We start from the raw sequence: 25,684 nt of genomic DNA on the forward strand, positions 1-25,684 counted from the left end.
GCACGGTACGCGTCCCGGTGTCCCGACGGTCGGCGGCCCGTGCGATCATCGATCAGTGCAACTCCCTCCCCCGATCGCGGTCGTCATCGCCGCCATGAGCGAAGAGGTGTCCGCGTTCGCCGGGCTCCTCGGCGGTGTCCCGATCCTCGACGGTCCGGTCGGCGGCCACGACGAACACCACCTGCTCGACGTCGGCGGCGCCACGGTCGCCGTGCGCCGCAGCGGCATCGGGTTCACGAACGCCACGGCAGCGGTCGCCCACGCCTTCCACGACTTCGGCTCCGGCATCCCGGTGATCAGCGTCGGGACGGCCGGAGGGCTGATGCACGGCGTCGAGATCGGCGACGTCGTCGTCGGGGACCGCTACGTCAACCTCAACGCCGACGCGACGGCGTTCGGGTACGCGCTCGGCCAGGTCCCGGGCATGCCCACCGGGTACGAGCCCGACGACCGGCTCGTCGAGCTGGCACTCGCCTCGGACGCCGGGTACCGCCTCCGCTCGGCCACGATCGGCTCGAGCGAGATCTTCGTCACCGAGGGTCGAGCGCGTCTGCTCCGGACGGCGTTCCCCACGGTTGCGGCGGTCGACATGGAGTCGGCGGCGATCGCGCAGTTCGCGCACGTCCACGCCATGCCGTTCGTCTCCGTCCGGTGCATCAGCGACCTGTGCGCGCCGGACGGCGACGAGTTCAGGGAGCACCTCGACGATGCGGCCGCGCGTGCCGCCCGCGTGGTGCACGACGTCGTGACGGGGCTCGTCAGCTGAACCGGGGGCTCACCGGTCGGTCGGAGCGAGGAGCTGGAACATGACGTGGTCGCGCCACGCCCCGGCGATCCTGAGGTACTCGGGCGCCAGGCCGTAGCGCGTGAACCCCGCTGCCTGCAGTGCACGCTGCGAACCCACGTTCTCGGGCAGGGTCTCCGCCTGGACACGGTGGAGCCGCAGCACCTCGAACGCGTGCGCCGCAGCGGCCCGGACCGCCCGGGGAGGCATGCCCCTGCCGCACCCGGTCGGCGCGGATCCAGTACCCCATCGCACACGACTGCAGGGCACCGCGGGTGATGCCGCTCAGCGTGATCCGGCCGAGCAGTTCGCCGTCGACCGACTCGATCACGAACGGGACGGACGTGCCGGCACGCTCGGCCGCGAGGGCCTGGACGATGACGTCGTGCTGCCCCGCCTCGGTGAAGTAGGCGGGCGAACGGGTCGGTTCCCACGGCCGCAGGTGGTCGGCGCTCGCACTCACGACGGCCGCGAGCGTCGCAGCGTCGTCGACGCGGATCAGGCGCAGGCGTGTGTCCATGGCGGAGGGTGTGGGATTCGAACCCTGGCCGCCAGACAGTCCCCTGGCGGCGCTCGACCCTCCGCCCAGCAAATACGGCCCGTTTGAGTCAGGTTCGATCACTGGGAGCACCTTCGATAGAAGTCGATTGTGGGCAGGTTGTGGGCAAGAACCGCCCGGGCTGCGTGTCAGGTCAGATCTGACCAATGACAGATGGTCGCACGACGCCACATCATTGCCGCATGCACGAGCTCGAACCATCTTGCACGGACCGGCTCGCCTACTCGATTCCCAACTTCGCCACCGCGGTCGACCTCAGCGTCGACACGATCCGCAAGGCGATCGATTCCGGTGATCTGATCCCGGCCTACCCAACCAAGGCAGGCCGCAAGCCGATCATCACTCGGGAGGAAGGGTTGAGGTGGTTGCGGTCGCTTCCTCAGGAGTCACCGCGGTATCGGTGAGAAAAGCAGGCTTGCCCGCGCCTCGTCAGTGGTCGCCGTCACGATCGTCGCATGGGTCGTCGTCGCAGTGATCGTTGGTCGCCTCCTGAGCCGTTCAGTGTGCCGCAGGAGGCCCGTGGTGGCCCTCAGAAGGACTTGGAGCCCGCCATGCCCGTTCGGTCGTGGGTGCAGCTTCCGGACCGCCTCATCCGGGTTGAGGGTCACGCATTGGCGATGACTCGCGATGCAGTGCTGGTGGAGTGGGGCGAACGCTCGACGCGACAGTCAGCGTGGCTGTGGCGTCGGGCGGTCAGGCATCGCGCTCCCGCTTGACGAACTGGTACGGGACAGGCTCCTGGCCATTGGGCTGTTCGTCTGCGACGCGAGCCCATGTCTCAAGCCAAGCGCCGTCCTCGGTTTCGAGGCGACGTTCATATGTCTCGACCGCCCGGCCGCCGGACAGGGGGATGGTCACGATCTCTGCGGTTCCAACGCGAAGGTCCGGGCCAATCAAGGCGGCGTTATACGTATCCATGCTCGAACCCTAAGCGGTGTCGGCAGTCGTCGGTAATGTTCCCTCAACTTCCCACCGACCGAAGGAGAACCCGGTGAAGTACATCTACAAGATCAACTACAAGCACCCCACCTGGCCCCAGTTCGACATCGAGGCCGACTCTTACGCCATCAGCGATGGCTTCTTCACGTTCAAGGAGCGCGTGCAAGGTTCGCAGAACGGCCGGCCCGTCGCGTCGGTGAAGGCAGACATGGTGTTCGACATCCAGCGCATCGACAAGGAGTGATAAGGGGGTGGGCCAGGTTGGAGATGACCTGGCCCACCCGTTTACCCCGCCGGCCGAGGGCGGGGAGCTTTCAGGCGTACTCGGATCGTTCCCGGCGTTCCACTGCCTGCACGAACGGCTCCGGATCGAGAGTCGTCAGGTGGTAGTGACGGTCGCCGGAGCGGACGGGCGCTGACGCTTGCGCCGTTGCAGCTCGGTACGGCGTCGGGTCCATGTAGCGGACCGTGCCACCGTTGTTCAGCGCCTCGAGGTACGGCAGGTTACGGGCGGTCGCGTACTGGTTCATCACGAACTCACGTCCGTGCACGACGCCAGCGACCTGGCCAGGGTGACCGTTGCCGGTGTACCCGCCAGCCGCGTACCCCTTGAGGCCGAACCCGCGGGCGATGATGCCCTGAATGGCCTTCGACTGGTCCTTGATCTGCTTCTCGAGGGACCGGGCGTTCTTGTCCGCGGACGTGATGAGCGCCTTGTAATTCGCGTCAGCGACCGTCTGTCCGGCCTTCGTGGCCGTCGACTGGATCGTCCCGTAGGACGAGTTGATCGACTTGATGTCCGCAGCGGACGCGGCTGCGAGGGACCGTGCGAGCGGCAGGCCCTCCGCGGTTCCGAGGCTCGCGATCTCTGCCAGCAGGTTCCCGTTAATGCCCTTCTTCGCGAGCGTGCTGAGCAGTCCGGCGAACTCGGTGACGTTGCCAGCCGCCTTCGCCAGCCCGCGGCGGAGCGTCGAAGTGGTTCGGTAGTTCCCGACGTCGGTCCTCCCGATCGCGCTCGCCACGGACGACTGCAGCGACGCCGCCGACTGACGGAGGTCGGAGAGCTTGGACGCTGCGGTGTCGGACTTGTCCGCAAGCTTCGTCATGGACGTCTGGTAGCGGAGTGCAGCAGCGCCGATCTGGTTGCGGAACTTCACCGGGAGCGACGTGTCCCCGAACATCGACATGAGCTCGGAGACAGCGCCCAGACCGTCGTACTGACCGGACGCGCGGTTGTAGTTGAACTGCACCCGACCGCCCGTCGCGTACCGCTGCACCAGGCCCCCGGAGGCGTAGTGACCGCGGTTCACCCGGTCGAGGAACCCGGTTCCGTACTTCTTCACCGAGCGTTCCCGGATGACGTACTCGCCGTTGGAGAGCATCGCCGGTACTGAGTCGGACGTGCCGGTGCCGGGGCCGCTGATGTAGCCGCCAGCGGCCTTGAAGATCCCGACCGTGTTGTCCGCCGTACCGGTCGTCACACGGTTCGTAGTGACCGTGATCGTCTTCTGCGTCGGGATCGCGTTCAGGGTGTCGAGGACGCTCTGAATGGCCACCTGGGCGGCAGTAGTTGCCGCGTTGACGTTCGTCCGCTTCTCCGCGGGCAGGGCGTTCAGCTTCCGCTGGTACTCGGACACGAGAGCGCCGGCGGCATCTGCGGAGTTGGTGAACAGGGTCGACCACTGCGTAGGAGTTCCGAGGATCTTGTCCGCGTAGTCCTCAGCAGCCTGGCCAGTGACGCCGTACTGCCCGAGAGCAGCGATAAGCGACTTGCGGCCTGACTCCAGCGCGCTCGTCGCCTTGTCCTGGTCACCCGTCTGCTGGTACAGAGCGCCCGCGTAGTTCAGGGTGGACTGGGCGATCGAATCAAGGGCCGCGGAGTTCGCTCGCCCCTTCTCGGTCGTCACATCGAGCGACTGGCCGTTCTGCTCGATCGAGTCGGTCACACCGTCGATCGCAGCCTCAAGGTCGCGCTGCGTCGAGTTCACGTCGAGCTGCGCGGAGTTGAACCCCTTGATCGCGTTGGCCGTGTCCGAGATCGCTTGGGTGGCGTCGTCCGCTGCCTGGGTGATCGAATCGAGACCGTTCGCAGCTGCGTCCGAGGTCGTCTCCGAATCACCCTGCGCCTCGTTCAGAAGCTTCTGCTGGTCTTTCGCTCCCTTGAGGGCGGTCCGCTGCTCGTCGACCTTCCGAACCACAGCGTCAGCAGCCTTCGCGGCGTTGTTCGCGTCGAGGTTGCCGACTCCGCGTGCGTCGTCCAGTTCCTTCTGCGCAGCCTTGAGCTCGCGGTACGCCTTGGCGTTGCCCTCTGCTGCCTTCGTGACAGTCTCGAGCGACAGCCCCGCGTTCTTCGCCTGCTGCAGGGCGGAGGGGCCAACATCGAACATTGCGAACTTGCCCGGTGCGTTCAGGTTGGCTGCGATCTGCGCGCGCGTCATCTCAGTCACAGCACCGGTCGTCTCGTCCAGCGTCGCCTTTAGCTGGGCAGTGCGTTCCTGCGCCTCCATCTGCTGCGCCGCGAACACAGCAGCAGCTGTAGCGGCCACCCCCAGGGCGATACCCCAAGGGCCGGTCATGAACTTGGTGACACCAACCAACGCAGAACGTGCCGTGATGCCCCCGTCGCGGAGCGTCGCGAGGGCGCTGCGGAACTCCACGATCTTCGGGATCGCGAAGAGCATCCCGCCGCCAAGCAATGACACCGCCCCGACGACTCCGGTCGCGCCGAGCGCGGTCGCCTTCAGTGGTTCCGGAAGACCATTGACCGCCTGCACGACGCCAGTAAGTGTCTGCACCAGCGGACGGAGCGCGCTGCTGGCCGATGTGCCGGTCTCGATCAGGCCGGTCTGGAAAGCTGAGCGCAGTTTCTTCAGGTCGCCGTTGAGGTTGTCGGACTTCAGGCGCGCCTGCTCCATCGCGTAGCCGGCGTCGTTGTTCTGGTCGATGTAGCCCTGGATGCCGTCCGCGCCCTCTTTGTAGAGGACGGTGGCAGCACGGACTGCGTCGGAACCGAAGATCTGCGCGAGGGCCTGCTGCCTCTGAGCGTCACTGAGGGTGGAGAGCTTGTCGTGCAGCACCTGAGCGATGTCCGCAGCGCCGAGGAACTTGCCGTTGGCGTCCTCGACGTTGATGCCGAGGGACTTCATCAGCTGCGCCGATTCCTTCGACGGGTTCGCCAGCTGCTGCAGCATCGTTTTCAGCGAGGTGCCGGAGTCGGAGCCGAGTAGACCGGCGTCCGCGAACGCCGACAGCACGCCGGTCGTTTCCTCGAGCGAGAACCCGAAGTTGGACGCGACCAGACCGGACTGGTTCAGAGCATCGCCCAGCTGCTCGACGCCACCGAGAGCCTTGCCCGCGCCGGCGGCGAGCTCATCCGCGATGTGCGGGACGTCCTTGCCCTCAAGGTTGAACTGCTTCATCGCAACCGCGGCAATCTGGGTCGCCTTGCCGAGATCCACGTTGTCCGACGCGGCCAGAGCGAGGACACCGTTCAATCCGCCGTTGAGGATGTCTGCGGTGGCCAGGCCGGCCTTACCGAGCTCCACCTGAGCCTCGGTGACCTGAGTAGCCGTGTACCCAAACGCGGCACCAGCCGTCAGCGCCTGGTTCCGGAACTTGTCCATCTCCGAGGCTGTGGCGTTCGTCGCTGCCTGCACCTTCGAGAGCTGTGCGTCGAAGTCAGCGGCCATCTTCGTGACGACGAGGACCGCGCCTGTGGCGGCTGCTCCGATCGTGAGCAGTCCACCGCCCACGCGTTCGGCGGCTTGTCCGACCTTCTCGAGCTTGTCGGATTCCTTCGCAGTGTCCGCTGTGGCTTTGCGAACCTTTTCCATTCCGCTGAGGTAGTTCGCTACAGCGGCTTGGATTGTTACTTTGACAACACGTTCGGCCATGGGTGAGTCCTCTCCAAATAACCCTCACCCTTAACCTTTCGGCTGCTTACATTATCTCATTGAAACCTGACAAAGGCGACATCTGGTGGAAAAGAAATAGCCCCGAGCCGGATTGGCTCGGGGCTATCACCTTCTTGGATCAGATCATTGACGGATCCCAGGCTTCGTCTTCGACCGGCGCGAAAGACTCATCTTCTGACGTTGCATCAATGAATCGGATTTCTGAGTCGATCTTCGACAGCTCAGCGATGAGCCTCGCCAGAGTGTGCGCCGGGACGCCCGCCTCGATCGTCTCCGCAACATGCCGCCTCGAGACAGCCAGCAGATCCCTGCGGGACAGCTCCGTAGCGCCCGTCAGAGACACCCCGGAAAGGCCATCAGCGCTCGTTTCAGCCACTTTCTTCCTTGCCATGTTCACCTCCTTCAAATAGTTGTTTTTCTCGGGGAGAGACGTCACCTAGCCCCGGAGGTCTGGGACGGGCGCGATGGGGGCACCCGTCCCACCCTCATCAGCGGAAGTAACCGCCGACGACAGCGCCGCCGAACTTCTGTCGCGCCTGCTCGGTCGCTCGCTCCTGCTCGCGTTCCTGCATTGCGCGGGCATGCTCGACGCGTGCCATCGTGTCGGTCGGGTTTGCAAGTCGGATTGTGAAGCCTGCTTCGAGCGCCGACCAATGGTCGTAGCGCAGCTTCTGCATGATCGTTCCGGTCGTCGCGTCGCCAGCGTCAGCGAACTGCAGTACGCGTCCGGTGTTCGCGCCGTTGATGCGAGAGAACAGCGACAGCAGCGGATGGATCACGACATCGATGCTGCGAAGGATCTCGCGTGCGTTGCGTGCTGCGTAGTTCGCTGCTGCCGCTTCCATGTCCGAGCTGGCGACGAGGGCGCTGTCGATCTCGGGGACGCCGCGTTCCTTCATCACAGCGTGCGCCTTGCCGAGCTCTTCGCCGTTCGCGTCGTACACCGGCTTGAACGCATCCACGAGGTCGTCGATGTGGTCGGCGATCAGGCGCTCAAGCTTCTCGCCGGCACTGATCGACAGGCCTGCCTGCTGGTTCTGCAGCTGCTGCCGGATGACGGCCTCGCGAACCGCAGGGTCAGCCATCGGATCGCGCTTGGCGAGTAGGGCGTCCGCCATCGCATCGGGCACGGAAGGTCCGTTGAGGTCGACAGTGTTGGCCGCAGCCAACAGGTCGAAGCGCGCCGCGATGTCCTTCCGCAGTGCCGGCTTGATCTTCGCCCCAACCGCGTCGGCGGTCTTCAGCAGGTTCCGGACGGTCATCTCGACCAGTCGTGCGTTCGCCATCTTCAGTTCTCCTTGTCGTCGTTGTCGATCGCCTCGAGGGTCAGCTGCGCGATGACTCGCTGGCAGTGCTCGATGGCTGCTGTCTTGCTGTCCAGTTCGTTGACCAGCAGCTCGCTCGCGTCGACAGCGAGGTACCCGATCACGTGCATCACAGTGTCGAGGTCACTGTCGACGAGGGTGTCTTGGATCGACTGCCTGAACTGGGTGTCGTCGTCCTGTAGCGCGCCGATGACGAAGCGCGCCGCGAGGATGTGGTCATCGCTTGTGGGTTCACGAAGCGTCATTAGTGCTCTCCTTCTGCGGCACGTAGCCGCCGTCGATCAACGCGTCCGCAAGGCCGGTCATCAGCCGGTCCAGCAGCACGTCGTACTTGTCCTTGATCTCGTCACGTTCCGCCTCAGCAGCAAGCGCACGCGCCTGCCACTTGCTCGAGGCCGACGTCCTGGCCATGTCGTCTCCCATCACGCCGCCGCCGTCCGGTATCGGTTGTGTTCGTCGTCCTGATTCGCGCACCAAGGCACCGGCGAGTACCCGGGAATCTCAGCCCCACAGACAGCGCACGACCGCGCTCCCCACGAGGCCTGGACGGAAGGTGCAGGGTCAGTGATCTCGCCGGTTTCTTCGTCGAACCACTTCCCTTCATCCCTGCCTGTCCTTTCCTGTCCTGTCTTGTCCTCGGGGACACGTCCCCGGGACGTCCCCGGGTACGGTCCCCCGGTACTGTCCCCGGGTACATCGGAGAAGGAAGGGCCGGATGACTTCGTGGCCCGCTGACGTGCCTTCTTCTGACGCTGAGCCCGCCGCATGTTGTCCAGCACCTCGAGGTCGTGCTTGCTGGTCTGCGTCTGCTCGAAGTCCTCGATTCGCCAGCCCTTTTCGGTCTGTGACCACAGCCCCCGCTCAACGAGCGTCATGGGGCCGTTTTCAGGCATGAACGGGAGCAACGGCAGGTCGTCGTCCAGCACGATGCCGTCCGTGCGGTTGGACACGCTCCAGGCCGTAGCGAGGACCCATCCGCGGAACACGTCAGGCTCGAGGCGCAGCACGCGCCGATCACTGAGGTAGCGCTCGGGGAACCTGGCGTCGGTCATGCGCTCACCTCCTTCCGTATGAAGTTGTGCAGCTGAATCAGGCGGCGACCCGATCGGGGTACTTGCCGTAGACGTTTGGCAGGCCGAGCCGACGACGGATGCGCGAAACCGTCTCGGAACAGATGCCGAGGTTTCGAGCGATGTCGTTGTCCGATCGGCCTGCGGCGACCCCGTTGCGCACTTCGAGCTCGCGCTCCCAGACGGCAATCGGGTACGTAGACCGGTTCATGTGCGTCGAGCGCACCTTCCAGTCCGACATCAGCTGATGCTCTTGGTACCGCGGAACACGTCCTCGGACGTCATCTGCAGCACGCGCATGACTCGGAACAGGTCGCTCATCAGGATGTTGAGGCCGCACCAGGCGAGCAGCATCCTGACGGGCTTGATCTGTGCTGCGCGGGCGACTCTGATCGGCCCGGTGCCAGCGTCATGCGCTGCGGACCTGATGTTCGCGCACATGATCCGCTGGTTGTGGCGGGCTCGACGCCGCGCGGCACGGATGTCGGTGGCTTGCGGCATGGCTGTAACGTTCTTCACGATCGTTCCTCCTCGTAGGGGTTCTGGTCACTGCCCGCGTCGAGTTGCCCCTCGGCGCGGGCCTTCTTCTTTTCGGACGCGCGCACGACGGCGCGCGTGTACTTGGCGACGAACGCCGGGTTGGGATTGATGCGACCGCTCTCAAGCATCTCGACCCAACGCGACGTGAGATCGAACTCGGCCGCGATGTCGGTGCGCGTCAGTTCGAACTGCTCCCGCACCTTCTGCAGAGCCCCGCCGATCGTGGTCACGACGCCCCCTGCATGTCTCCCGTGCGCGTCTGCGCGGTGCTTTCGAGCCAAGCGTCCACGTCACTGCGCTTGTAGAGCACCTTCCTCGGGGTTGGCTTCAGGAACCGGGGGCCAGTGCCGGTGTACCGAAGTTGGGCGAGCAGCGGGACGGTCATGCCGGGCAGGTACTCGGCTGTCCGAAGCGGAGTCATCAGCTCGTCGTTCATCTTCACTCCAATCGAGTCTTAGTCTGGTGAAGCACTTTCAGTCTAAATCCATCCTGGTCTACCGCACAAGAGCCAATCTGATCTAGTGTCATCCGCGTGACAAACGCGGAAGAGTACGAGGGCGCGTTCGCCCGAGGTGTGAGACTGCACCGAGAGCAGCGGGGCGAATCGCAGCAGTGGCTGGCCGACAAGATGCGAGCGGAAGGCCACGAGTGGCATCAGTCGACCGTCTACAAGGTGGAGACGGGCAAGCGGAAGGTGATGGTCGAGGAGGCGGCATCGATCGCAGACATCTTCCAGGTGCCTATCTCCGACCTACTCGCGAGCTCCGATAGCAGCGGCGCTCTGGCGGTCCGGCGCGTTAACGAAGCTGCTGATGCACTCGTTGACTCGCTGCTGCAGATGGACGACTTGGCGGTCAAGTCTCATCAGCAGCGCCTGGCGTTGTCGGTGGCCTGCGCCATCCATGACGAGCAGGATCCGCATTGGGGCCTGCGCATCAGCGGCAAGCCGATCCCCGGAGGCGTGGAAGAGTCAGCGACCGAGCACTACCGGCAACTGCTCGACTTCACGCTTGCGGACGAGTTCGCAGTCAAGCTGCGCGCGGCTTGGGACGGCATCGGCCCTCTGATGTACGAGCACGGCATGGTGAACATCCTGGCCCCGTTTGCCCCAACTTCAGATGGGCTTGTAGATGGGTAGCGTCTCCCCGTACGACACAGCAAAAGGGCGGCGCTACAGGGTTCGCTACCGCACCCCGGAGAACAAACAGACGGACAAGCGCGGTTTCAAGACGAAGCGCGACGCTGAGCTGTTCCTCGCATCAGTCGAAGTATCAAAGGCTCGCGGCGAGTTCGTTCGCCCGGAGGATGCTCGCGAGACGATAGGCACGCTCGGTCCCGCCTGGCTCGCCAACCAGACGCACCTCAAGCCGTCGTCGTTCCGTCCGCTCGAGATCGCATGGCGTCTGCACGTCGACCCTGTCTGGGGTAAGACGCGAGTGTCCGACGTGAAGCACAGCGCCGTGCAGTCTTGGGTGACGTCCATGAACTCGGCAAGTGCAACGACGGTCATCCGCAACTACGGGGTGCTCGCCAGCATCCTGGACACCGCAGTGAAGGACCGCCGCATCCTGAGCAATCCGGCGCGTGACGTGAACCTCCCGCGCAAAAAGCGGAAGGAGCACGTCTACCTCACGCACGAGCAGGTGTCTGACCTCGCGCTCGCGGCCGGCGAACGGTCGACGCTTGTCCTCGTGCTCGCCTACACCGGTCTGCGCTGGGGTGAAGCGGTCGGCCTCCGAGTCAAGGACGTCGACTTCACCCGACGACGGCTAAACGTAACGGTGAACGCGGTGGAGGTGGCGAACGTCATCACGGTCGGGACGCCGAAGACGCACAAGCGGCGCTCCGTGCCGTTCCCCGCGCTGTTAGCACCAGCCCTACGCGAGCGCTGCGAGGGGAAAGACGGCGACGCACTCGTGTTCGCGACGAAGCAGGGCACTCACGAGCGGCGCTGGCACAACGACCACGGCTGGTTCCCCGCGGCCGTGAAGAAGGCCGGAATCCCGTCGACGACCCCGCATGGACTCCGGCATACCGCTGCGAGCCTGGCGGTGAGCGCCGGCGCGAACGTGAAGGCCGTGCAGCGGATGCTCGGTCACGCCTCTGCAGCGATGACTCTCGACGTGTACGCCGACCTGTTCGAAGACGACCTGGACATAGTTGCGGGCCGCCTCGATGACGGGCTCGCGCAGACGGTTGTGGGCAAGATGTGGGCAGAGGCCGCCCGGAACGAAGACGAGGCCCGCTAGATCCGCTTGTGGCTGCGGATTAACGGACCTCGGTGGCGGCGGAGGGTGTGGGATTCGAACCCACGAGACATCTCTGCCCACCTGTTTTCAAGACAGGCTCCATCGGCCGCTCGGACAACCCTCCAGCGACGCGACCACGTGGCGAGACGTGATCGCGTCCCGGGAAGTCTACCGGGCTAGCGCGGCAGGGAGTCGAGCGCAGCCGCCAGGCCGTCGTCGGTGACGCCGCCCGTGAGCTCGTTGCCCGCGTCCACGACGTCCTCGGGTGCCTGCCCCATGACGACGCCGCGCCCCGAGGTCGAGGCCCACCGGAGCATGTCGATGTCGTTCCGACCGTCCCCGGCGGCGAACACGCGGGAGCGCGGGATGTCGAGCCACTCACGGACCCGCTCCATCGCGGTGGCCTTCGTCACGCCCTCGGGTGCGATGTCGAGCCACGACGTCCAGCCCACCGAGTACGAGACCTTGTGCAGCCCCATCCGCTCGACGATCTGCAGGAAGTCCTCGGTGTCGTGACCGGGCGAGATGACGACGACACGGGTCGCCTCGACGCCGAGCAGCCGTTCGAACGGGACGTGCTCGCCGGCGACGGTCATCGTGTCGTCGGGGAAGTTGCCGGAGAGCAGGAAGTGGCCGGTCTGGTCCTCGACGCCGAACGCGGCGTTCTCGAGGGCGCCGTGGATCGTCCGGAGGACCTCGCTCGGGTCGAACTGCTCGACGTGCACCCGCTCGTAGGAACCGTCGGACCGGCGTCCCAGGGTCAGCGCGCCGTTCGCGCAGACGAGGTACTTCGGCTGGATGCCGAGCGTGTCGAGCAGCGGGACGGTCATGCCCTCGCTGCGACCGGTGCTGAGCATGACCTCGTGCCCGGCTGCCTCGGCATCGCGGAGCGCGGCGATCACGGTGTCGGTGACGACACCGTCCTCGCGCATGGTGGTGCCGTCGATGTCGAGCGCCACCAACCAGCGCTTCGTCCGGGCCGGCGCACCCGCACCGGCCGAACCGTCGACGAACCGACCCTGCGTGCTCATCGGGGTTCGATCACCTCGACGCCGCCCAGGTAGGGACGGAGGACCTCGGGCACGACGACCGAGCCGTCGGCCTGCTGGTGCGTCTCGAGGATCGCGACGATCCACCGGGTCGTCGCGAGCGTGCCGTTCAGGGTCGCGACCGGCGCGGTCTTCCCGCTCTCGGTGCGGTACCGGATGTCGAGGCGACGAGCCTGGAACGTCGTGCAGTTCGACGTCGACGTGAGCTCGCGGAAGGTGCCCTGCGTCGGGACCCACGCCTCGATGTCGTACTTGCGCGCCGCACTCGTGCCGAGGTCGCCACCGGCCACGTCGATCACGCGGTAGTGCAGCCCGAGGTCCTGCAGCATCTGCTCCTGGTACCCGACGAGTTTGGCGTGCTCGGCCTCGGCCTGGTCCGGGTGGACGTAGGCGAACATCTCGAGCTTGTTGAACTGGTGCACGCGCAGGATGCCGCGGTTGTCCTTGCCCGCCGACCCCGCCTCGCGCCGGTAGCAGGTCGACCAGCCGGCGTAGCGCAAGCCGTCGCCACCGTCGAAGGAGAGGATCTCGTCGGCGTGGAACCCGGCGAGGGCGACCTCGCTCGTACCGGTCAGGTAGAGGTCGTCCGCCTCGAGCCGGTAGACCTCGGCCGCGTGCTCGCCGAGGAAGCCCGTGCCGGCCATGGTCTCGGGCCGCACGAGCGTCGGGGTGATGAGCGGCTCGAAGCCGGCGGCGATCGCACGGTCGAGGCCGAGCGACATCAGGGCGATCTCGAGCCGGGCACCGAGGCCGCGGAGGAAGTAGAACCGCGAGCCGGAGACCTTCACGCCGCGCGGGATGTCGATGATGCCGAGGTGCTCGCCGAGGTCGGCGTGGTCCTTCGGCTCGAAGTCGAACTCCGGCTTCGTGCCGACGGTGCGGAGCGTGACGAAGTCGTCCTCGCCACCCTTCGGCACGTCCGGCAGCACGACGTTCGGGATGCTCCGGACGACCGCGTTGAAGGACTCCTCGGCCGCGGTGACGGTCGCCTGCGCTTCCTTCACCTTCGCGGCGAGCGCCTGGGCCTGCTGCACGAGCGCGGCCTTCTCGTCCTTCGGTGCCTTCGCGACGGTCTTGCCGAAGGCGTTCTGCTCGGCACGGAGGGACTCGAACGAGGTGATCGCGCTCCGCCGTGCCGCGTCCGCGGCGACGGCCTCGTCGACGACGGCGACGGAGGCGCCGCGCGCCTCCTGCGAGGCCTTGATGACGTCCGGGTTGTCACGCAGCAGCTGGGGATCGATCACCGCACCATCCTAAAGGGGCCGAGTTGCGGACGGACTGGAGGCGCGGTGCGGGCCCGACCCGCGCCTCCAGGCTTCGATCGGTACCGTTGGTGCATGTCGACCCCTTCGGAGACCGCGCCCGCGGACCAGGACGCCCTCCAGACCGAACAGCGGACGGCCGCGGTGGTCTACAACCCGGTCAAGGTCCACCTGCCGACCCTCAAGCGCACCGTCGAGAAGCACCAGCAGGAGGCCGGCTGGGCCGAGACCCTCTGGTTCGAGACGACGGAGGAGGACCCGGGCGGCGGCATGGCCCGCGCCGCGCTCGAGGCCGGTGCCGACGTCGTCGCCGCCGCGGGTGGGGACGGCACCGTCCGCGCCGTGGCCGAGGTGGTGCACGGGTCCGACGCCTCGCTGGCGCTGCTGCCGAGCGGCACGGGCAACCTGCTCGCGCGGAACATGAAGTTGCCGCTGGACGACCTCGGCGGGATGGCCAAGGCGATCTTCACCGGGCACGACCGTTCGATCGACTTCGGTCTGCTCGGTGTCGAGCGTCCCGACGGCTCCCGCGACCGGTTCGGCTTCGTCGTGATGGCCGGACTCGGGCTCGACGCCCGCATGCTCGCGAACACGCGCCCCGAGCTGAAGAAGCGCGTCGGGTGGCTCGCCTACCTCGACTCGCTGTTCCGCTCCGTCCGGGACACCGACGGCTTCGAGTTCAAGTACCGGCTCGACGAGTCGGCGCGCAACGGCTCGGTCCGCGCGCACTCGGTCATCGTCGGCAACTGCGGCATGCTCCAGGCCAATGCCATGCTCCTGCCCGATGCCGAGATCGACGACGGGGTGTTCGACATCGTCGTGATGCGGCCTCGCGGGTTCTTCGGCTGGGTGCGCATCGCGGCCCGGGTGTTCTGGGAGAACGGGATCCTGCGGTGGTTCCGCCGGTCGGCCCTGTCCGACACCGTGATCGGCCGCCGGATCACCACGGCCGCGAAGCAGGAGCGCCCGCTGCGGTACCTGCGCGGCGAGGAGTTCACGCTGCGCCTGGCGAAACCGGACGAGTTCGAGATCGACGGCGACCCGGTGGGCGAGATCGTGGCGTTCCGCGCGAAGATCGACCCGGGCTCGCTGGACGTGCGGATCCCCGCGGTCGAGCCGGCGACGGGCCGCGGCCGCCGGCGGTAGCCGCGCCGCCGCGCGCGCCGCGGCGCGGTGCGCGCTCCGCACAACGAAAGTCCATCGGAACCACGCGACGACGTGGTGACGAAGGTCTCGCGAGGTACGGCATACCTCTACCTCGACGTCGCCGGCTCCTTCGTGCAGTCGTCCCGCAGCCGCTAGCGCTGCCGGTCCCTGCTCTGGTGCGCTGACGCCTTCGAACCACGGATCCGACGTGGAACCGTGCCTCGCGGCTGGTTCCATGTCGGATTCGTGGTTCGACCCTGCAAGGGCGCGCAGCGCGCAGCGCTCAGCGCTCAGCGCGCCTCGGGCTCGCCCGACACGATCGCGCGCAGCCAGTCGCGCGCCTCGACGAACGCGACGTCCGAGTAGCGCGCGGGCACCTCGGGCCGGACCCCGTCGGCCCGCGGGTACGACCCGAGGAACGTCACGCGCGGGCTGAACCGCCGCAGGCCGAGCAATGCGTCCGCCACGCGCTCGTCCCGCACGTGCCCGTCGAGGTCGATGACGAACCGGTACCGCCCGAGCTCGTCGCCGATCGGCCGCGAGGACAGCAACCCCATGTTGATGCCCCGCGTCGCGAACTGCTCGAGCATGTCGACCAGGGCGCCGGGGTGGTCGGCGGGCAATTCGACGATGACGCTGGTCTTGTCGGCGCCGGTCGGCTCGGGCAGCGCCAGGGTCTTCGACACGAGCACGAACCGGGTGACCGCCGAAGCGTTGTCCCCGATGGACGAGGCCAGGACCTCGAGCGCGTAGTGGTCGGTGATCCCCGGGGGTGCGACGGCGGCGTCGGCGGTGGGGTGCTCGTCGAGCAGGGCTGCCGCGGCGGCCACGTTCGAGGACGCCGGGATGTGCCCGTGGCCGCGGACGTTCGCCTCGAGCCAGTTGTGGGTCTGGGCGTAGGCCACGGGGTGCGCGTTCACGGTGCGGACGTCGGCGAGCGCGGTGCCGGGGCGGGCGACGAGCACGAAGTCGACGGGGACGAGGTACTCCCCCACGATGCGCACGCCGGGGATCCGGGCGAGGGCGTCCTGCGTCGCGCTGACCCCGCCGTCGACGCTGTTCTCGATGGCGATGACGGCACCGATCGACCGGCCGCTGACGACGTCGTCGAGGGCCTCGCCGACGTTGTTCACACTCCGCCAGGGCTTGCCGGCCGCCGCGTCCACGAGCTTGAGCGCGGCCTCGGTGAAGGTCCCTGCGGGTCCGAGGTAGGAGTACGTGTCGGACGGCGCGGCGGACTCGGTCATGCGGCGAGCCTATTGCAACGCCCCCGGCCCGCAGACGTGCGTGACGGTGGCGTCAGTCGGTGGCCGTGCCGGTCAGCCGGGCCTCGCAGATGGCGGGCTCGTCGTCGTCGCGCGGGTAGGTCAGGGCGGCGAACCGCCCCTCGGGGTCGAGCCGGCTGAGGAGCGCCGCGGCGATGCCGTCGAGCTGCCCGACCTGCTCGTCGCTCAACGCGTCGATCACCACGCGACGGGCGGTCCGGACGTGGTCGGGGGCCGCGTCGACGATGGTCGCGTAGCCGGCGTCGGTCAGCCGGACGTCGGTCGCGCGCCGGTCGTCGGTCGAGGGACAGCGCGCCACGAGGCCGCGCTTCTCGAGCCGGGACACCACGTGGGACAACCGCGGCAGCGAGGCGTTCGTCGCCGAGGCGAGCGCCGACATCCGGAGCGTCCGGGAGTCGGTCTCGGAGAGCATCGCGATGACCATGTAGTCGAAGTGCGTCAGGTCGGCGTCGCGCTGGAGCTGCTGGTCGAGCGTGGCCGGCAGGAGCTCCATGACCGCGACGAGCTTCATCCACGCGCGCAGCTGGTCGCGGGTGAGCCACGGGGTGTCGTCGGTCATGCGTCGAGTCTACCGAAAGGTTGTCGGTTCAACCAGTACTCGCGCGAACGCGTGCCGGACGACGTGCGGCGACCACGAGCACCACCACGACGACGAGCAGCAGGACCCCCTCGACGAGGAGCAGCCGCGCGCCGTAGTCGAACGGCAGCACCGTCGGGTTCTTCTGCCCGTGCGCCTTCGCCGCGATCTCCGGCAGGACCACGAGCGCGAGGACGCTCCCGAGCACGACGACCGCCTGCACGACGACGAGGGCCCAGGCCCGCAGCGTCCGCCCGGTCCGGCGGAGCAGGAGCCCCACTCCGACGACGAACGGCGACAGGATCGCGTCGTGCAGGATCACGGCCCCGAGGAGCCAGGTCGCCAGCCCCCAGATCCGGTTCGGTCGGACCGTCGTCACGAGGACGTACGCCCCGAACGCGATGACGAGCACCCCGACCACGACGAGCACGATGCGTGCGGCCCTCATGCGATCACCTCGATCTTCTCGATCCACTTGGTCTGCAGCACACCGGGTCGTCCGGGAGCGATGATCCGCGCCGGGAACCCGTGGTCGAGGTCGAGCGTCGCGCCGTTCAGCTCGAGCGCGACGAGCGTCGTCGGGTCCTCGGCGTACTCGGGGCCCATGTCCATGATGCGGTAGCCGCCGTGCCGCTCGAGGCTCGTCACCCGCACGTGCGACCCCGGCGCCGCCTGCACGGCGCCGAGCAGGTCGCGCATGCGCACGCCCTTCCAGGTCGCCATCTGGCTCCACCCCTCGACGCAGGAGATGGGGAGCTCGGCCTCGGCGGTGCCGAGCGCCACCAGCTCGGCTCGCGAGAAGGTGCGGACCACGTCGTGCCCGACGACGGTCAGGGACCAGTCGGCGGCGGTGGCGGTGGCCAGCACACCGGCGGCACGGGCCGTGCGGTTGACCGGCAGGTCGTTCGGCCCGCGGTGCCGCTGTCGGGCACCGAACACGTTGAACGGCTCGGCGAGCGTGCTCGACTGTCCGGCGGTCAACGCCACGACACCGACCGTCGCGGCGGTCACACCGGCGAAGAACCCGCGTCGGGCGATCCGCTCACGTCGACCGTCGGTCGCGTCCGGCGTGGCCCTGGAGGCGCGGCTCGCCTCCGCCGCACCGTCCTGCGGCACGCCGAGACTCGGCTCTGCGGACGCCGCTCGGGTCGCGGACGCCGAGTCCGGTCCGCCGGGACGAGTCTCGGCAGCGTCCGCCGGGACGGCCGGGACGCCGTCGACCCAGCGGAGCACACGGCCGGTGATGCCGCGGGGGTAGGACGCGACCGCCTGCGGTGCCGGAGCCGACGTGGCAGGGTCGACCCGTGCCTCCTGGGACGGCGAGAGCAGCTCGCTCCCCGCGGCCGGGTCGACCACGAACCGGCCGTGCTCGTCGTACGAGTCCCGCTTCCGCCAGTACCGGGTGATCAGCCGGAGCTTCACGCCGATGTGCAGCACGAGCGACCCGATGAGCACGTACGCGAGCGCGTTGTGGACCTGCTTGAACGGGAACGGCCACGGGTACCACTGGTACGTGTTGAGCAGGCCCGTCGTCACCTGCACGATCGCCGACGCCACGAACACCGCGATGGACAGCCGCTCGAGCAGGTGCAGCGGCCCACGCACCGGCGGGGTCTGCGCGAGTGCCGGCATGACCGTGTTGAGCTTCGCGAGCAGCAGCGGGATGATCGCGATCCCCGCGGTGATGTGCACGCCCTGCGTGAACTGGTAGAGCTGCGCGGGACGGGTCGGGAACCGCATCCACGGCAGCGGCTGCTGCAGGAAGTAGCTGTAGACGCCGGTCGCGAAGCAGACCAGGAACGCCACCCCGAGCAACCGCCCCAGGACGACCGCCGTCCGCGCGTTCCGGTTCGGCGACGCCATCGCGGATCGTGCATCCAGGAGCAGCCCGCGGACCATGGATAGCCTCGTCGCACCATGAGTGAACGACTTCGCCCCGGCCGACTCCTGCCGACCGTGCTGGCCGTGGTCGGCGTGCTCGCTCTGTCGGGCGTCATCGCCTTCGGCGTCACGCATCTGGGGTTCCTCCGGTCCGGTCATCGTTCCCCATTCGTTGCGTGGACCCTGATCGCTTGGACGGTGTTCGTGCTCGCGGTGCTCGCGCTGCGGTTCGTCCCGGCGAAGTGGATGACGTGGCTCGTGGTCGGCGGTGGCCTGGTGGTCGGGCTCGCCGCCATCGCCGGGCCGCCGAACACCAGCACCGACTCTGCTCGCTACGCCTGGGACGGCATCGTGCAGCACGCCGGGATCTCGCCGTACGCGCACACGCCGCAGTCGACCGCGTTGTCCGGTCTGCGCCCCGACTGGCTCTTCCCCGGCAAGGTCGACGGCACGTGCAAGCCGCTCGAACCCCGGTTCCGCGGGCTCGGCGACGGCGCGGACGGGCACTGCGTCGCGATCAACCGCCCGGACGTCGTGACGATCTACCCGCCGATGGCCCAGCTCTGGTTCGCGGCGGTGCGGGCGTTCGTGCCGGCCACGGCGCAGTACATGCCGTTCCAGGTCGCGGGGCTGCTCCTGTCGCTCGGCGTCACCGTGGGCCTGGTCGTCGTGCTCCGCAAGCTCGGACGACCGACGTGGTGGGCCGCACTCTGGGCGTGGTCCCCGCTCGTCGCGTCCGAGGCCGTCACCAACTCGCACGTCGACGCCCTCGGCGCGGCCCTTGCCACCGCCGGCGCTGTGCTCGTCGCATTCGGTCGGCCGATCTGGGGCGGGATCGCCCTCGGCGCCGCGACCGCGACGAAGCTCATCCCCGCGATCGTGTACCCGCCACTGCTCGGTCGGTGGCGGAACTGGTGGGCGATCCCGGTCGGCATCGCGGTGTTCGGGCTGCTCTACGTGCCGTACGTGCTGACGACGGGCCTCGACGTCCTCGGCTACCTGCCCGGGTACCTGTCGGAAGAGGGCTACGAGGACGGCTCCCGGTTCGCCCTGGTCTCACTCGTCTTCCACGGCGACGCGGCGACGCTCGTGGTCGGACTGCTCGTCCTGCTGGCGGCGTTCGTGGCGTGGCGGCTGTCCGACCCCGCGCGGCCGTGGTCCGGCGAGGTCCTCCTCATCGGCGTGACCTTCCTCGCGGTGAGCCCGCGCTACCCCTGGTACGCGCTGCTCCTCATCCCCTTCGTGGTGCTCTCCGGGCGCTGGGAGTGGCTGTCGATCGGACTCGCCATCGCCCTGCGCGGCGTCTGGCCGTCGGCGGACGCGTACCGCTGGTGGCTCGCCGCCGCGGTCGCCGTCGTCATCGTCGTCACGTTGGTGCGCACCCGGCGGTCCGACTGGGAGCGCTGGGGGCGCCGGCTCGCCTTCCGGGAACGAGCGCTCGCGATGTCACCAGGTGGAGGACCCGCTGACCCCGTACGCTGACGTTCATGGCACCCGCGACCATGCTCGGCTCCACCGGCGGCCTGCTCGACCGGTTCGGGCGGCGCGCGGTCGACCTGCGCGTGTCGCTCACCGAGCGCTGCAACCTCCGCTGCACCTACTGCATGCCGGCGGCCGGGCTGCCGTTCGCCCCCGACGACGCGCTCATGACCGCGGCCGAGATCGAGCGGCTCGTCCGGCTCGCGACCGACCGCTTCGGCGTGCGCAAGGTCCGCTTCACCGGCGGTGAGCCGATGCTCCGCCACGACCTCGTCGACGTGATCGCCCGGTGCGCCGCGCTCCCCGACGCCCCGGAGCTGTCGCTCACCACGAACGCGATCGGGCTCGCCCACCGCGCAGCCGCCCTGTACGACGCCGGCCTCCGACGCGTGAACGTGTCACTCGACACCGTCGACCCGGACGTCTTCACCACCGTCACCCGGCGCCCGTTCCTCGACAAGGTCATCGCCGGGCTCGAGGCCGCCCGGGCAGCGGGGCTCGCGATCAAGGTCAACGCGGTGCTGCTGCGCGGCGTGAACGACCACCTGGCGCCGGACCTCATGCGGTGGTGCCTCGACCGCGGCTACGAGCTCCGGTTCATCGAGCAGATGCCGCTCGACCCCGACCACGCCTGGGACCGCACGTCGATGGTGACCGCGGCCGAGACCCGGGCGATGCTGTCCGAGTCCTTCGCCCTGGTGCCGGACGAGGCGCCCCGCGACGGCGCCCCGGCCGAGCGCTTCCGGGTGCTCGCACGGACGGCCGACGGCGGCGTCGGTGCGGAGCTCGGCACGATCGGCATCATCGCGAGCATCACCGAGTCGTTCTGCGCCGACTGCACCCGCACCCGTCTGACGGCCGACGGCAACGTCCGCAGCTGCCTCTTCTCGGACGACGAGACCGACGTGCTCGGCCCGATGCGCAAGGGTGCCTCCGACGACGAGGTCGCCGAGCTCTGGCGCCTGGCGATGTGGGCGAAGCCCCGCGACCACGGCGACGACAGCGACGACCTGGTGCACCCCACCCGGGGCATGAGCGCGATCGGCGGATGACGGTGACGACGATCCGGTTCTTCGCCGCGGCACGGGCAGCGGTGGGCGTGGACGACGTCGCCGTGCAGGCAGCGACGCTCGACGAGGCCCTGCGGTCGGTGACGGCGGACGATCCCGATCGGTGGCGGGCGCTGCAGGAGCGCTGCTCGTACCTCGTCGACGGGGTGACCACGCGCGACCGGGCGACCGGGCTCGACGGTGTGGCGGTCGTCGACGTCATGCCGCCCTTCGCCGGCGGCTGAGCCCGGCGGCTGAGCCCGGCAGCCGAGTCCGGCAGCCGAGTCCGGCAGCCGAGCCCCGCGGCCGTGTCCGGCTCAGTCCGGCGTCGGTCCGTCCGGCCGGTAGACCGTCAGTTCGTCCGCCGGGACCGCGATCCGCACGGCATCCCCCGGCGCGAGCCCCAGCGCCGCAGCCACCGCAACCGTGACGTCCGCCACGAGGTCGCCGGCCCGCACCCGGACGAGCCCGTCCCGCGGTTCGAGTCCGGTCACCCGGCGCTCCGGCCCGGCACCGTCGCGCGTCACGACGGCGGCCGTCGGGTGGTAGACGGCGAGGGCGGACGAGCCAGGAGGCGCGGTGGCGGTCGACGACGCGAGTGCACCCCCGTCGTCGAGGGCGATCCCACCCCGGGTGGCGGTGCCGCGCACGAGCGTCAGGCCCGAGAAGGACGCCGCGAACGCGCTGGTCGGACGCCCGAGGACGACGGCGGTCGGCCCCTGCTCGGCGACCCGGCCGCCCTCGAGCACGACGATGCGGTCCGCGAGGGTGACGGCCTCGAGCGGGTCGTGCGTGACGAGGACCGTCGGTCGACCGGTCCGGGCGGTCCCGAGGGCGGAGCGGACCTCGGCCCGGGCGTCGACGTCGAGCGCCGAGGTGGGCTCGTCGAGCAGCAGGAGCGCCGGCTCGGTGGCGAGGGCCCGGGCGATCGCCACGCGCTGGGCCTGCCCTCCCGAGAGCGTCCCCGGTGCGCGGTCCGCCAGACCAGCCACGCCGACGGCGGCGAGGGCCGCGTCGGAGCGGAGCCGCGCCTCCTGGCCCCCGGAACCGGCCGCGCGCGGTCCGTAGCCGACGTTGCGGGCGACCGACAGGTGGGGGAAGAGGTCCGCGCGCTGGGCGACGAGCCCGACCCCGCGGCGGTGCGCTCGGACGCCCGTGAGGTCGCGGTCGCCGAGCAGGACCGATCCGGACCGGATGCGCAGCAGTCCGGCGAGGGCCTCGACGACCGTGGACTTGCCCGCGCCGTTCGGCCCGACCAGCGCGACGCACTCGTCCGGTGCGACGTCGAGGTGGACGTCGACGCCGCGGTCGGGGACGACGACGTGGGCGCGGAGGCCGCTGTGTGCCGGACGCTCGCGGCTCATGCGAGAGCCGTCCGGGTGCGGAGCGCGGAGGCACCGATGACCACCAGCGCGACGACGACCAGCACGAGCGCCAGTGCGACCGCAGTGTCGGGGTCGATCTCGCGCTGCAGGTAGATCTCGAGGGGCAGCGTTCGGGTGACCCCCTGCAGGCTGCCGGCGAACGTGAGGGTCGCGCCGAACTCACCGAGGGCACGGGCGAAGCAGAGGACGAGGCCGGCCAGGATGCCCGGGAGCACCCGCGGTGTCGTCACCGTCAGGAACGTCCGGGTCGGGGACGCACCGAGCGTCGCGGCGACCCGCTCGAACCGGTCGCCCCCGACGCGCAGCGCACCCTCGATCGAGGACACCAGGAACGGCATCGCGACGAAGGTCTGCGCGATCACGACCGCGGCCGTGGTGAAGGCGATCCGGAGGCCGTGCTCGTCGAGCCACGCCCCGACGACGCCGAGCCGACCGAACGCCGCAAGCAGGGCCAGTCCCCCGACGACCGGCGGCAGCACGAGCGGCAGCAGGACCAGGGCGCGTGCGGCCCCGATCCACCGCGACGTGGACCGGGCGAACAGGACGGCGAGCGGGTAGCCGAGCACGAAGGCGATGCCCGTCGCGGCGGCAGCGGTCCCGAGGCTCAGTCCGAGGGCGGTGAGCGACGCGGGCGACGTGACGAGTGCGCCGAACGACCCCCAGTCGACGCGGCCGACCATCGCCAGGACCGGGACCACCACGAACAGGCCGCCGAGGACAGCCGGGACCGGCAGCCACCACGGCACCGGGGTGCGGACGGACGGGCTCGCCCGGGGTGTTCGGTCAGTGTGGTCGGGCACGGCTCAGGGGGCTCCGAAGCCGGCGTCGGCGAGCACCTTCTGGCCGGCGTCGGAACGCACGTACGCCGTGAACGCCGCCGCGAGGTCGGGATTCGACGCGTCCTTCAGGACACCGATCGGGTAGGTGTTGACGGCCTTCGACGCCGCGTCGAACCGGACGCCGTCGACCTTGCCGCCGGCACCCTCGACGTCGGTCACGTAGACGAGTCCCGCGTCCGCCTGGCCGGACTCGACCTTGCCGAGGACGTCGGTCACCGACTGCTCCTCGCTGACCGGCTGCAGGTCGACACCGGTGGCCTGCTCGACCTTCGCGGTCGCGGCACCGCACGGCACCGGGGTGGCGCAGGTGACGAGCTGCACGTCCGAGGCGGTCAGGTCGTCGAGGTCCTTGATCCCCTTCGGGTTGCCGGGAGCCACGGCGATCTCGAGGACGTTCGTGGCGAAGTCCCGCGGCGAACCGGCGGCGATGTCGGTCTTCACGAGCTTGTCCATGTTCGCCTCGTCGGCGGACGCGAAGACGTCGGCGGGGGCGCCGTTCTGGATCTGCGTGACGAGGTCGCTCGAGCCGGCGAACGAGAAGGTGATCGTGGTCCCCGGGTGGGCGGCCTCGTACTGCTCGCCGAGGGTCGTGAACGTCTTCTGGAGCGACGCCGCGGCGAAGACGGTGATCTTCCCGGTCGGGGCCGCGGCCGTGCTGCTCGCGCTGGTGCTCGGGGCGGTCATGTCCGTCGTGCCGGCCGTGCCAGCCGTGCCGGCCGTGCCAGCCGTGTCGGCCGTGCTGCAGCCGGCGAGGCCGACGGCGACGAGGGCGGTCGCGGCGATCAAGAAGGCGGCGTTCCGCACATGCGTCGTCATTGCTCGATCGTATCCGCATCTGCGGTCACCGTGGGCCGGATCGTCGGCAGGCCCTCCCTGTCCCAGGCCTGGATGCCACCGTCGAGGACCGTCGCGTCACGACCTGCGGCACGGGCTGCGCGTGCCCAGGCGGTCGCGCGGACGCCGCTGGCGCACACCACGACGACGGGTCGGTCGTCGTCTGCGGCGAGGTCGTCCGGCGGGATGCTGCCGGGGACGATCCCGGTGGCGCGTTCGGCCGGGGTGCGGACGTCGACGAGGACGGGTCCGCCGCTGCCGCCGGTGGTCCGGTCGAGTCGGGCGGCGAGTGCCGCCGGGGCGATCCGGGGCGGGGCCTCGTCCACCGAGGGGGCCGGACGCCGGGAGCCCGGGCCACGTCGCAGCGTGCTCTCGGTCCAGCGCCACCGTCGCGCGTCGACCGTGAGCACCCGGCCGGTCAACGGCTCCCCGATGCCGGCGACGAGCGCGGTCACCTGGGCCGCCATCACCGAGCCGACGGCGCCGCACAGCGCGGGCAGCACGCCGTCGAGCGCGCAGGACCCCTCGTCCGGCAGGGCGTCCGGGTGCAGGTCGTGGAAGTCGATCGGCTCCGACCCGGCGTCGTGGAACACGGACACCTGCCCGTCGGTGCCGAGGACCGTGCCCCACACGAACGGGACTCCGGCCGTGGAGCAGGCGTCCGAGATCGCCCGTGTGACCTCGACGCTGTCCGCGGCGTCGACGACCACGTCGTGGCCCGCGACGTGGTCGGCGTGGAACGGCTCGGCGAGTGCGACGACCTCGAGCTCCGGGTCGACGCCCCGCACCCGCTCGGCCGCGCACTCGGCCTTGGGTCGGCCGACGTCCGCCGCGGCGAAGAGCGTCTGCCGTGCCAGGTTGGACGTGTCGACGACGTCGTGGTCGACGATGGTGACGCGGCGGAGTCCCGACCCGGCCAGGTACGTGAGCACGGGCGCGCCGAGGCCTCCGGCGCCGACGACGAGGACGCTCGCCTCGGACAGTGCCCGGACGGCCCGGTCCCCCGCGCCCTGGAGCGCCGCGGTGCGGGACAGCAACCGACGGCGGTCGTCGCTCGTGTGCCGGTCGTCGGTCATGCGTCCGTCGGTTCCGCCGGTACCTCGACCGACACCATCGTCGCCTTGACCGATGCGACGGCGACCGTCCCGACCTCGAGCCCGAGGTCGCGGACGGCCTCGGCGCTCATGAGCGACACGACCCGGTGCGGGCCGCTCTGCAGCTCCACCTGCGCCATCACGCCGTCGACCACGAGGTCGGTGACGATCCCGACGAACCGGTTGCGCGCCGAGCTCTTCGTCCCCGACGGGTCGTCGAGCTGCCCGCCGGTGCCGCGGATGTGCGCCGCGAGTTCCCGCCCGTCCACGACGGTCCGTCCGGAGGGGTCCGTCCCCCGCGTGAAGGTCCCGGCGTCCACCATCCGCCGGACGGTGTCGTCGCTGACGCCGAGGTACCGCGCGGCGTCGCGGATGCGGAGCTTCGTCATGGTCCTCCGCACGATACCGGTATGTGGAACTCTC

At 69.3% G+C, this 25,684-nt stretch carries 32 protein-coding genes and 1 tRNA gene; 9 read left to right on the forward strand and 24 right to left on the reverse strand.

Annotation, left to right across the window (positions count from 1 at the left end):
- Positions 1-55 precede the first annotated feature (55 nt).
- Positions 56-766 (forward strand): 5'-methylthioadenosine/S-adenosylhomocysteine nucleosidase, encoded by a 711-nt coding sequence (gene mtnN / locus HWD93_RS04810; RefSeq protein ID WP_261646180.1) that lies wholly within the window; start codon positions 56-58, stop codon positions 764-766.
- Positions 767-775: 9 nt separating this feature from the next.
- Here the strand turns inward: mtnN and HWD93_RS04815 are convergent, their stop codons facing one another.
- The gene (locus HWD93_RS04815; protein WP_261646181.1) at positions 776-994 is read right to left on the reverse strand and encodes a GNAT family N-acetyltransferase; all 219 of its coding nucleotides are present in this window, start codon (positions 992-994) and stop codon (positions 776-778) included.
- Between the two features lie 531 nt (positions 995-1,525).
- On the opposite strand from HWD93_RS04815, the gene HWD93_RS04820 reads away from it, so the two are divergent.
- Positions 1,526-1,747: a hypothetical protein gene (locus HWD93_RS04820; RefSeq protein WP_261646182.1), complete on the forward strand. Its 222-nt coding sequence runs from the start codon at positions 1,526-1,528 to the stop codon at positions 1,745-1,747.
- Between the two features lie 289 nt (positions 1,748-2,036).
- Here the strand turns inward: HWD93_RS04820 and HWD93_RS04825 are convergent, their stop codons facing one another.
- Positions 2,037-2,261 (reverse strand): hypothetical protein, encoded by a 225-nt coding sequence (locus HWD93_RS04825; protein ID WP_261646183.1) that lies wholly within the window; start codon positions 2,259-2,261, stop codon positions 2,037-2,039.
- A 73-nt stretch (positions 2,262-2,334) separates the two neighbouring features.
- Here HWD93_RS04825 and HWD93_RS04830 point away from each other — a divergent pair, with 73 nt between their 5' ends.
- On the forward strand, positions 2,335-2,526 hold the full coding sequence (locus HWD93_RS04830) for a hypothetical protein (RefSeq protein ID WP_261646184.1): 192 nt from the start codon (positions 2,335-2,337) through the stop codon (positions 2,524-2,526).
- Between the two features lie 70 nt (positions 2,527-2,596).
- Here the strand turns inward: HWD93_RS04830 and HWD93_RS04835 are convergent, their stop codons facing one another.
- The 10 genes from HWD93_RS04835 to HWD93_RS04880 form a co-directional block, all read right to left on the reverse strand.
- Positions 2,597-6,175, reverse strand: coding sequence for a phage tail tape measure protein (locus tag HWD93_RS04835; RefSeq protein ID WP_261646185.1), 3,579 nt, complete (start codon positions 6,173-6,175; stop codon positions 2,597-2,599).
- A gap of 139 nt (positions 6,176-6,314) precedes the next feature.
- On the reverse strand, positions 6,315-6,632 hold the full coding sequence (locus HWD93_RS04840; protein WP_261646186.1) for a hypothetical protein: 318 nt from the start codon (positions 6,630-6,632) through the stop codon (positions 6,315-6,317).
- Between the two features lie 52 nt (positions 6,633-6,684).
- Positions 6,685-7,482 (reverse strand): hypothetical protein, encoded by a 798-nt coding sequence (locus tag HWD93_RS04845; RefSeq protein ID WP_261646187.1) that lies wholly within the window; start codon positions 7,480-7,482, stop codon positions 6,685-6,687.
- A 2-nt stretch (positions 7,483-7,484) separates the two neighbouring features.
- A complete protein-coding gene (locus HWD93_RS04850; RefSeq protein ID WP_261646188.1) occupies positions 7,485-7,766 on the reverse strand; it encodes a hypothetical protein in 282 nt (93 codons plus the stop codon).
- The gene (locus tag HWD93_RS04855) at positions 7,753-7,932 is read right to left on the reverse strand and encodes a hypothetical protein (protein WP_261646189.1); all 180 of its coding nucleotides are present in this window, start codon (positions 7,930-7,932) and stop codon (positions 7,753-7,755) included. The genes HWD93_RS04850 and HWD93_RS04855 overlap by 14 nt, the downstream gene beginning before the upstream one ends.
- 11 nt (positions 7,933-7,943) lie before the next feature.
- Entirely contained in the window at positions 7,944-8,573 is a 630-nt protein-coding gene (locus HWD93_RS04860) for a hypothetical protein (RefSeq protein ID WP_261646190.1), read from the reverse strand.
- Positions 8,574-8,610: 37 nt separating this feature from the next.
- Entirely contained in the window at positions 8,611-8,832 is a 222-nt protein-coding gene (locus tag HWD93_RS04865; RefSeq protein WP_261646191.1) for a hypothetical protein, read from the reverse strand.
- A complete protein-coding gene (locus HWD93_RS04870) occupies positions 8,832-9,110 on the reverse strand; it encodes a hypothetical protein (RefSeq protein WP_261646192.1) in 279 nt (92 codons plus the stop codon). Before HWD93_RS04870 ends, HWD93_RS04865 begins: the two co-directional genes overlap by 1 nt.
- Positions 9,107-9,361, reverse strand: a complete 255-nt coding sequence (locus tag HWD93_RS04875) for a helix-turn-helix transcriptional regulator (protein WP_261646193.1) — start codon at positions 9,359-9,361, stop codon at positions 9,107-9,109. Before HWD93_RS04875 ends, HWD93_RS04870 begins: the two co-directional genes overlap by 4 nt.
- The gene (locus HWD93_RS04880; RefSeq protein WP_261646194.1) at positions 9,358-9,567 is read right to left on the reverse strand and encodes an AlpA family transcriptional regulator; all 210 of its coding nucleotides are present in this window, start codon (positions 9,565-9,567) and stop codon (positions 9,358-9,360) included. The genes HWD93_RS04875 and HWD93_RS04880 overlap by 4 nt, the downstream gene beginning before the upstream one ends.
- 96 nt (positions 9,568-9,663) lie before the next feature.
- On the opposite strand from HWD93_RS04880, the gene HWD93_RS04885 reads away from it, so the two are divergent.
- Positions 9,664-10,269 (forward strand): helix-turn-helix transcriptional regulator, encoded by a 606-nt coding sequence (locus tag HWD93_RS04885; RefSeq protein ID WP_261646195.1) that lies wholly within the window; start codon positions 9,664-9,666, stop codon positions 10,267-10,269.
- Complete coding sequence (locus HWD93_RS04890; RefSeq protein ID WP_261646196.1) at positions 10,262-11,380, forward strand: site-specific integrase; 1,119 nt, start codon at positions 10,262-10,264, stop codon at positions 11,378-11,380. The genes HWD93_RS04885 and HWD93_RS04890 overlap by 8 nt, the downstream gene beginning before the upstream one ends.
- A 39-nt stretch (positions 11,381-11,419) precedes the next feature.
- On the opposite strand, the gene HWD93_RS04895 is transcribed toward HWD93_RS04890, so the two are convergent.
- The 3 genes from HWD93_RS04895 to serS all read right to left on the reverse strand — a co-directional run bounded on the left by HWD93_RS04895 (position 11,420) and on the right by serS (position 13,673).
- Positions 11,420-11,504: transfer RNA gene (locus tag HWD93_RS04895), tRNA-Ser, on the reverse strand.
- Between the two features lie 52 nt (positions 11,505-11,556).
- The gene (locus HWD93_RS04900) at positions 11,557-12,411 is read right to left on the reverse strand and encodes an HAD family hydrolase (protein ID WP_175473690.1); all 855 of its coding nucleotides are present in this window, start codon (positions 12,409-12,411) and stop codon (positions 11,557-11,559) included.
- Positions 12,408-13,673, reverse strand: a complete 1,266-nt coding sequence (serS, locus tag HWD93_RS04905) for a serine--tRNA ligase (RefSeq protein ID WP_070418122.1) — start codon at positions 13,671-13,673, stop codon at positions 12,408-12,410. The genes HWD93_RS04900 and serS overlap by 4 nt, the downstream gene beginning before the upstream one ends.
- A gap of 93 nt (positions 13,674-13,766) precedes the next feature.
- Between serS and HWD93_RS04910 the strand changes: the two genes are divergently transcribed.
- Entirely contained in the window at positions 13,767-14,837 is a 1,071-nt protein-coding gene (locus tag HWD93_RS04910; protein WP_083403430.1) for a diacylglycerol kinase family protein, read from the forward strand.
- A 290-nt stretch (positions 14,838-15,127) separates the two neighbouring features.
- On the opposite strand, the gene pheA is transcribed toward HWD93_RS04910, so the two are convergent.
- The 4 genes from pheA to HWD93_RS04930 are packed head-to-tail and all read right to left on the reverse strand — an operon-like array spanning position 15,128 to position 18,563.
- Positions 15,128-16,084: a prephenate dehydratase gene (gene pheA / locus HWD93_RS04915; RefSeq protein WP_071296051.1), complete on the reverse strand. Its 957-nt coding sequence runs from the start codon at positions 16,082-16,084 to the stop codon at positions 15,128-15,130.
- Positions 16,085-16,136: 52 nt separating this feature from the next.
- Entirely contained in the window at positions 16,137-16,682 is a 546-nt protein-coding gene (locus HWD93_RS04920; protein ID WP_261646198.1) for a MarR family winged helix-turn-helix transcriptional regulator, read from the reverse strand.
- Positions 16,683-16,710: 28 nt separating this feature from the next.
- Positions 16,711-17,148, reverse strand: a complete 438-nt coding sequence (locus HWD93_RS04925; RefSeq protein ID WP_092385993.1) for a hypothetical protein — start codon at positions 17,146-17,148, stop codon at positions 16,711-16,713.
- Positions 17,145-18,563 carry a molybdopterin-dependent oxidoreductase gene (locus HWD93_RS04930; RefSeq protein ID WP_261646199.1) on the reverse strand — a complete coding sequence of 473 codons (1,419 nt, stop codon included), beginning with the start codon at positions 18,561-18,563 and terminating at the stop codon, positions 17,145-17,147. The genes HWD93_RS04925 and HWD93_RS04930 overlap by 4 nt, the downstream gene beginning before the upstream one ends.
- Before the next feature lie 54 nt (positions 18,564-18,617).
- On the opposite strand from HWD93_RS04930, the gene HWD93_RS04935 reads away from it, so the two are divergent.
- From HWD93_RS04935 to HWD93_RS04945, 3 genes are read left to right on the forward strand one after another with little or no spacing between them, the layout of a single operon-like run.
- The gene (locus HWD93_RS04935) at positions 18,618-20,063 is read left to right on the forward strand and encodes a glycosyltransferase family 87 protein (protein ID WP_261646200.1); all 1,446 of its coding nucleotides are present in this window, start codon (positions 18,618-18,620) and stop codon (positions 20,061-20,063) included.
- 5 nt (positions 20,064-20,068) lie between these two features.
- Positions 20,069-21,112 carry a GTP 3',8-cyclase MoaA gene (moaA, locus tag HWD93_RS04940; RefSeq protein ID WP_229087356.1) on the forward strand — a complete coding sequence of 348 codons (1,044 nt, stop codon included), beginning with the start codon at positions 20,069-20,071 and terminating at the stop codon, positions 21,110-21,112.
- Positions 21,109-21,354, forward strand: a complete 246-nt coding sequence (locus HWD93_RS04945) for a MoaD/ThiS family protein (RefSeq protein ID WP_070418116.1) — start codon at positions 21,109-21,111, stop codon at positions 21,352-21,354. Before moaA ends, HWD93_RS04945 begins: the two co-directional genes overlap by 4 nt.
- Positions 21,355-21,426: 72 nt before the next feature.
- Here HWD93_RS04945 and HWD93_RS04950 read toward each other — a convergent pair whose 3' ends face one another.
- Genes HWD93_RS04950 through HWD93_RS04970 form a run of 5 tightly spaced genes read right to left on the reverse strand, consistent with a single transcriptional unit; the run spans position 21,427 to position 25,650 of the window.
- A complete protein-coding gene (locus HWD93_RS04950) occupies positions 21,427-22,473 on the reverse strand; it encodes an ABC transporter ATP-binding protein (protein WP_261646201.1) in 1,047 nt (348 codons plus the stop codon).
- Positions 22,470-23,294, reverse strand: coding sequence for an ABC transporter permease (locus HWD93_RS04955; protein ID WP_261646202.1), 825 nt, complete (start codon positions 23,292-23,294; stop codon positions 22,470-22,472). The genes HWD93_RS04950 and HWD93_RS04955 overlap by 4 nt, the downstream gene beginning before the upstream one ends.
- Before the next feature lie 3 nt (positions 23,295-23,297).
- Entirely contained in the window at positions 23,298-24,149 is an 852-nt protein-coding gene (gene modA / locus HWD93_RS04960) for a molybdate ABC transporter substrate-binding protein (protein WP_261646203.1), read from the reverse strand.
- Positions 24,146-25,243 carry a ThiF family adenylyltransferase gene (locus HWD93_RS04965; protein WP_261646204.1) on the reverse strand — a complete coding sequence of 366 codons (1,098 nt, stop codon included), beginning with the start codon at positions 25,241-25,243 and terminating at the stop codon, positions 24,146-24,148. The genes modA and HWD93_RS04965 overlap by 4 nt, the downstream gene beginning before the upstream one ends.
- Entirely contained in the window at positions 25,240-25,650 is a 411-nt protein-coding gene (locus HWD93_RS04970; RefSeq protein WP_071296058.1) for a molybdopterin-binding protein, read from the reverse strand. The genes HWD93_RS04965 and HWD93_RS04970 overlap by 4 nt, the downstream gene beginning before the upstream one ends.
- Positions 25,651-25,684: the final 34 nt, after the last annotated feature.

The sequence above is a fragment of the Curtobacterium sp. C2H10 genome (genome assembly GCF_025407985.1).
Taxonomy (GTDB): Bacteria; Actinomycetota; Actinomycetes; order Actinomycetales; family Microbacteriaceae; genus Curtobacterium.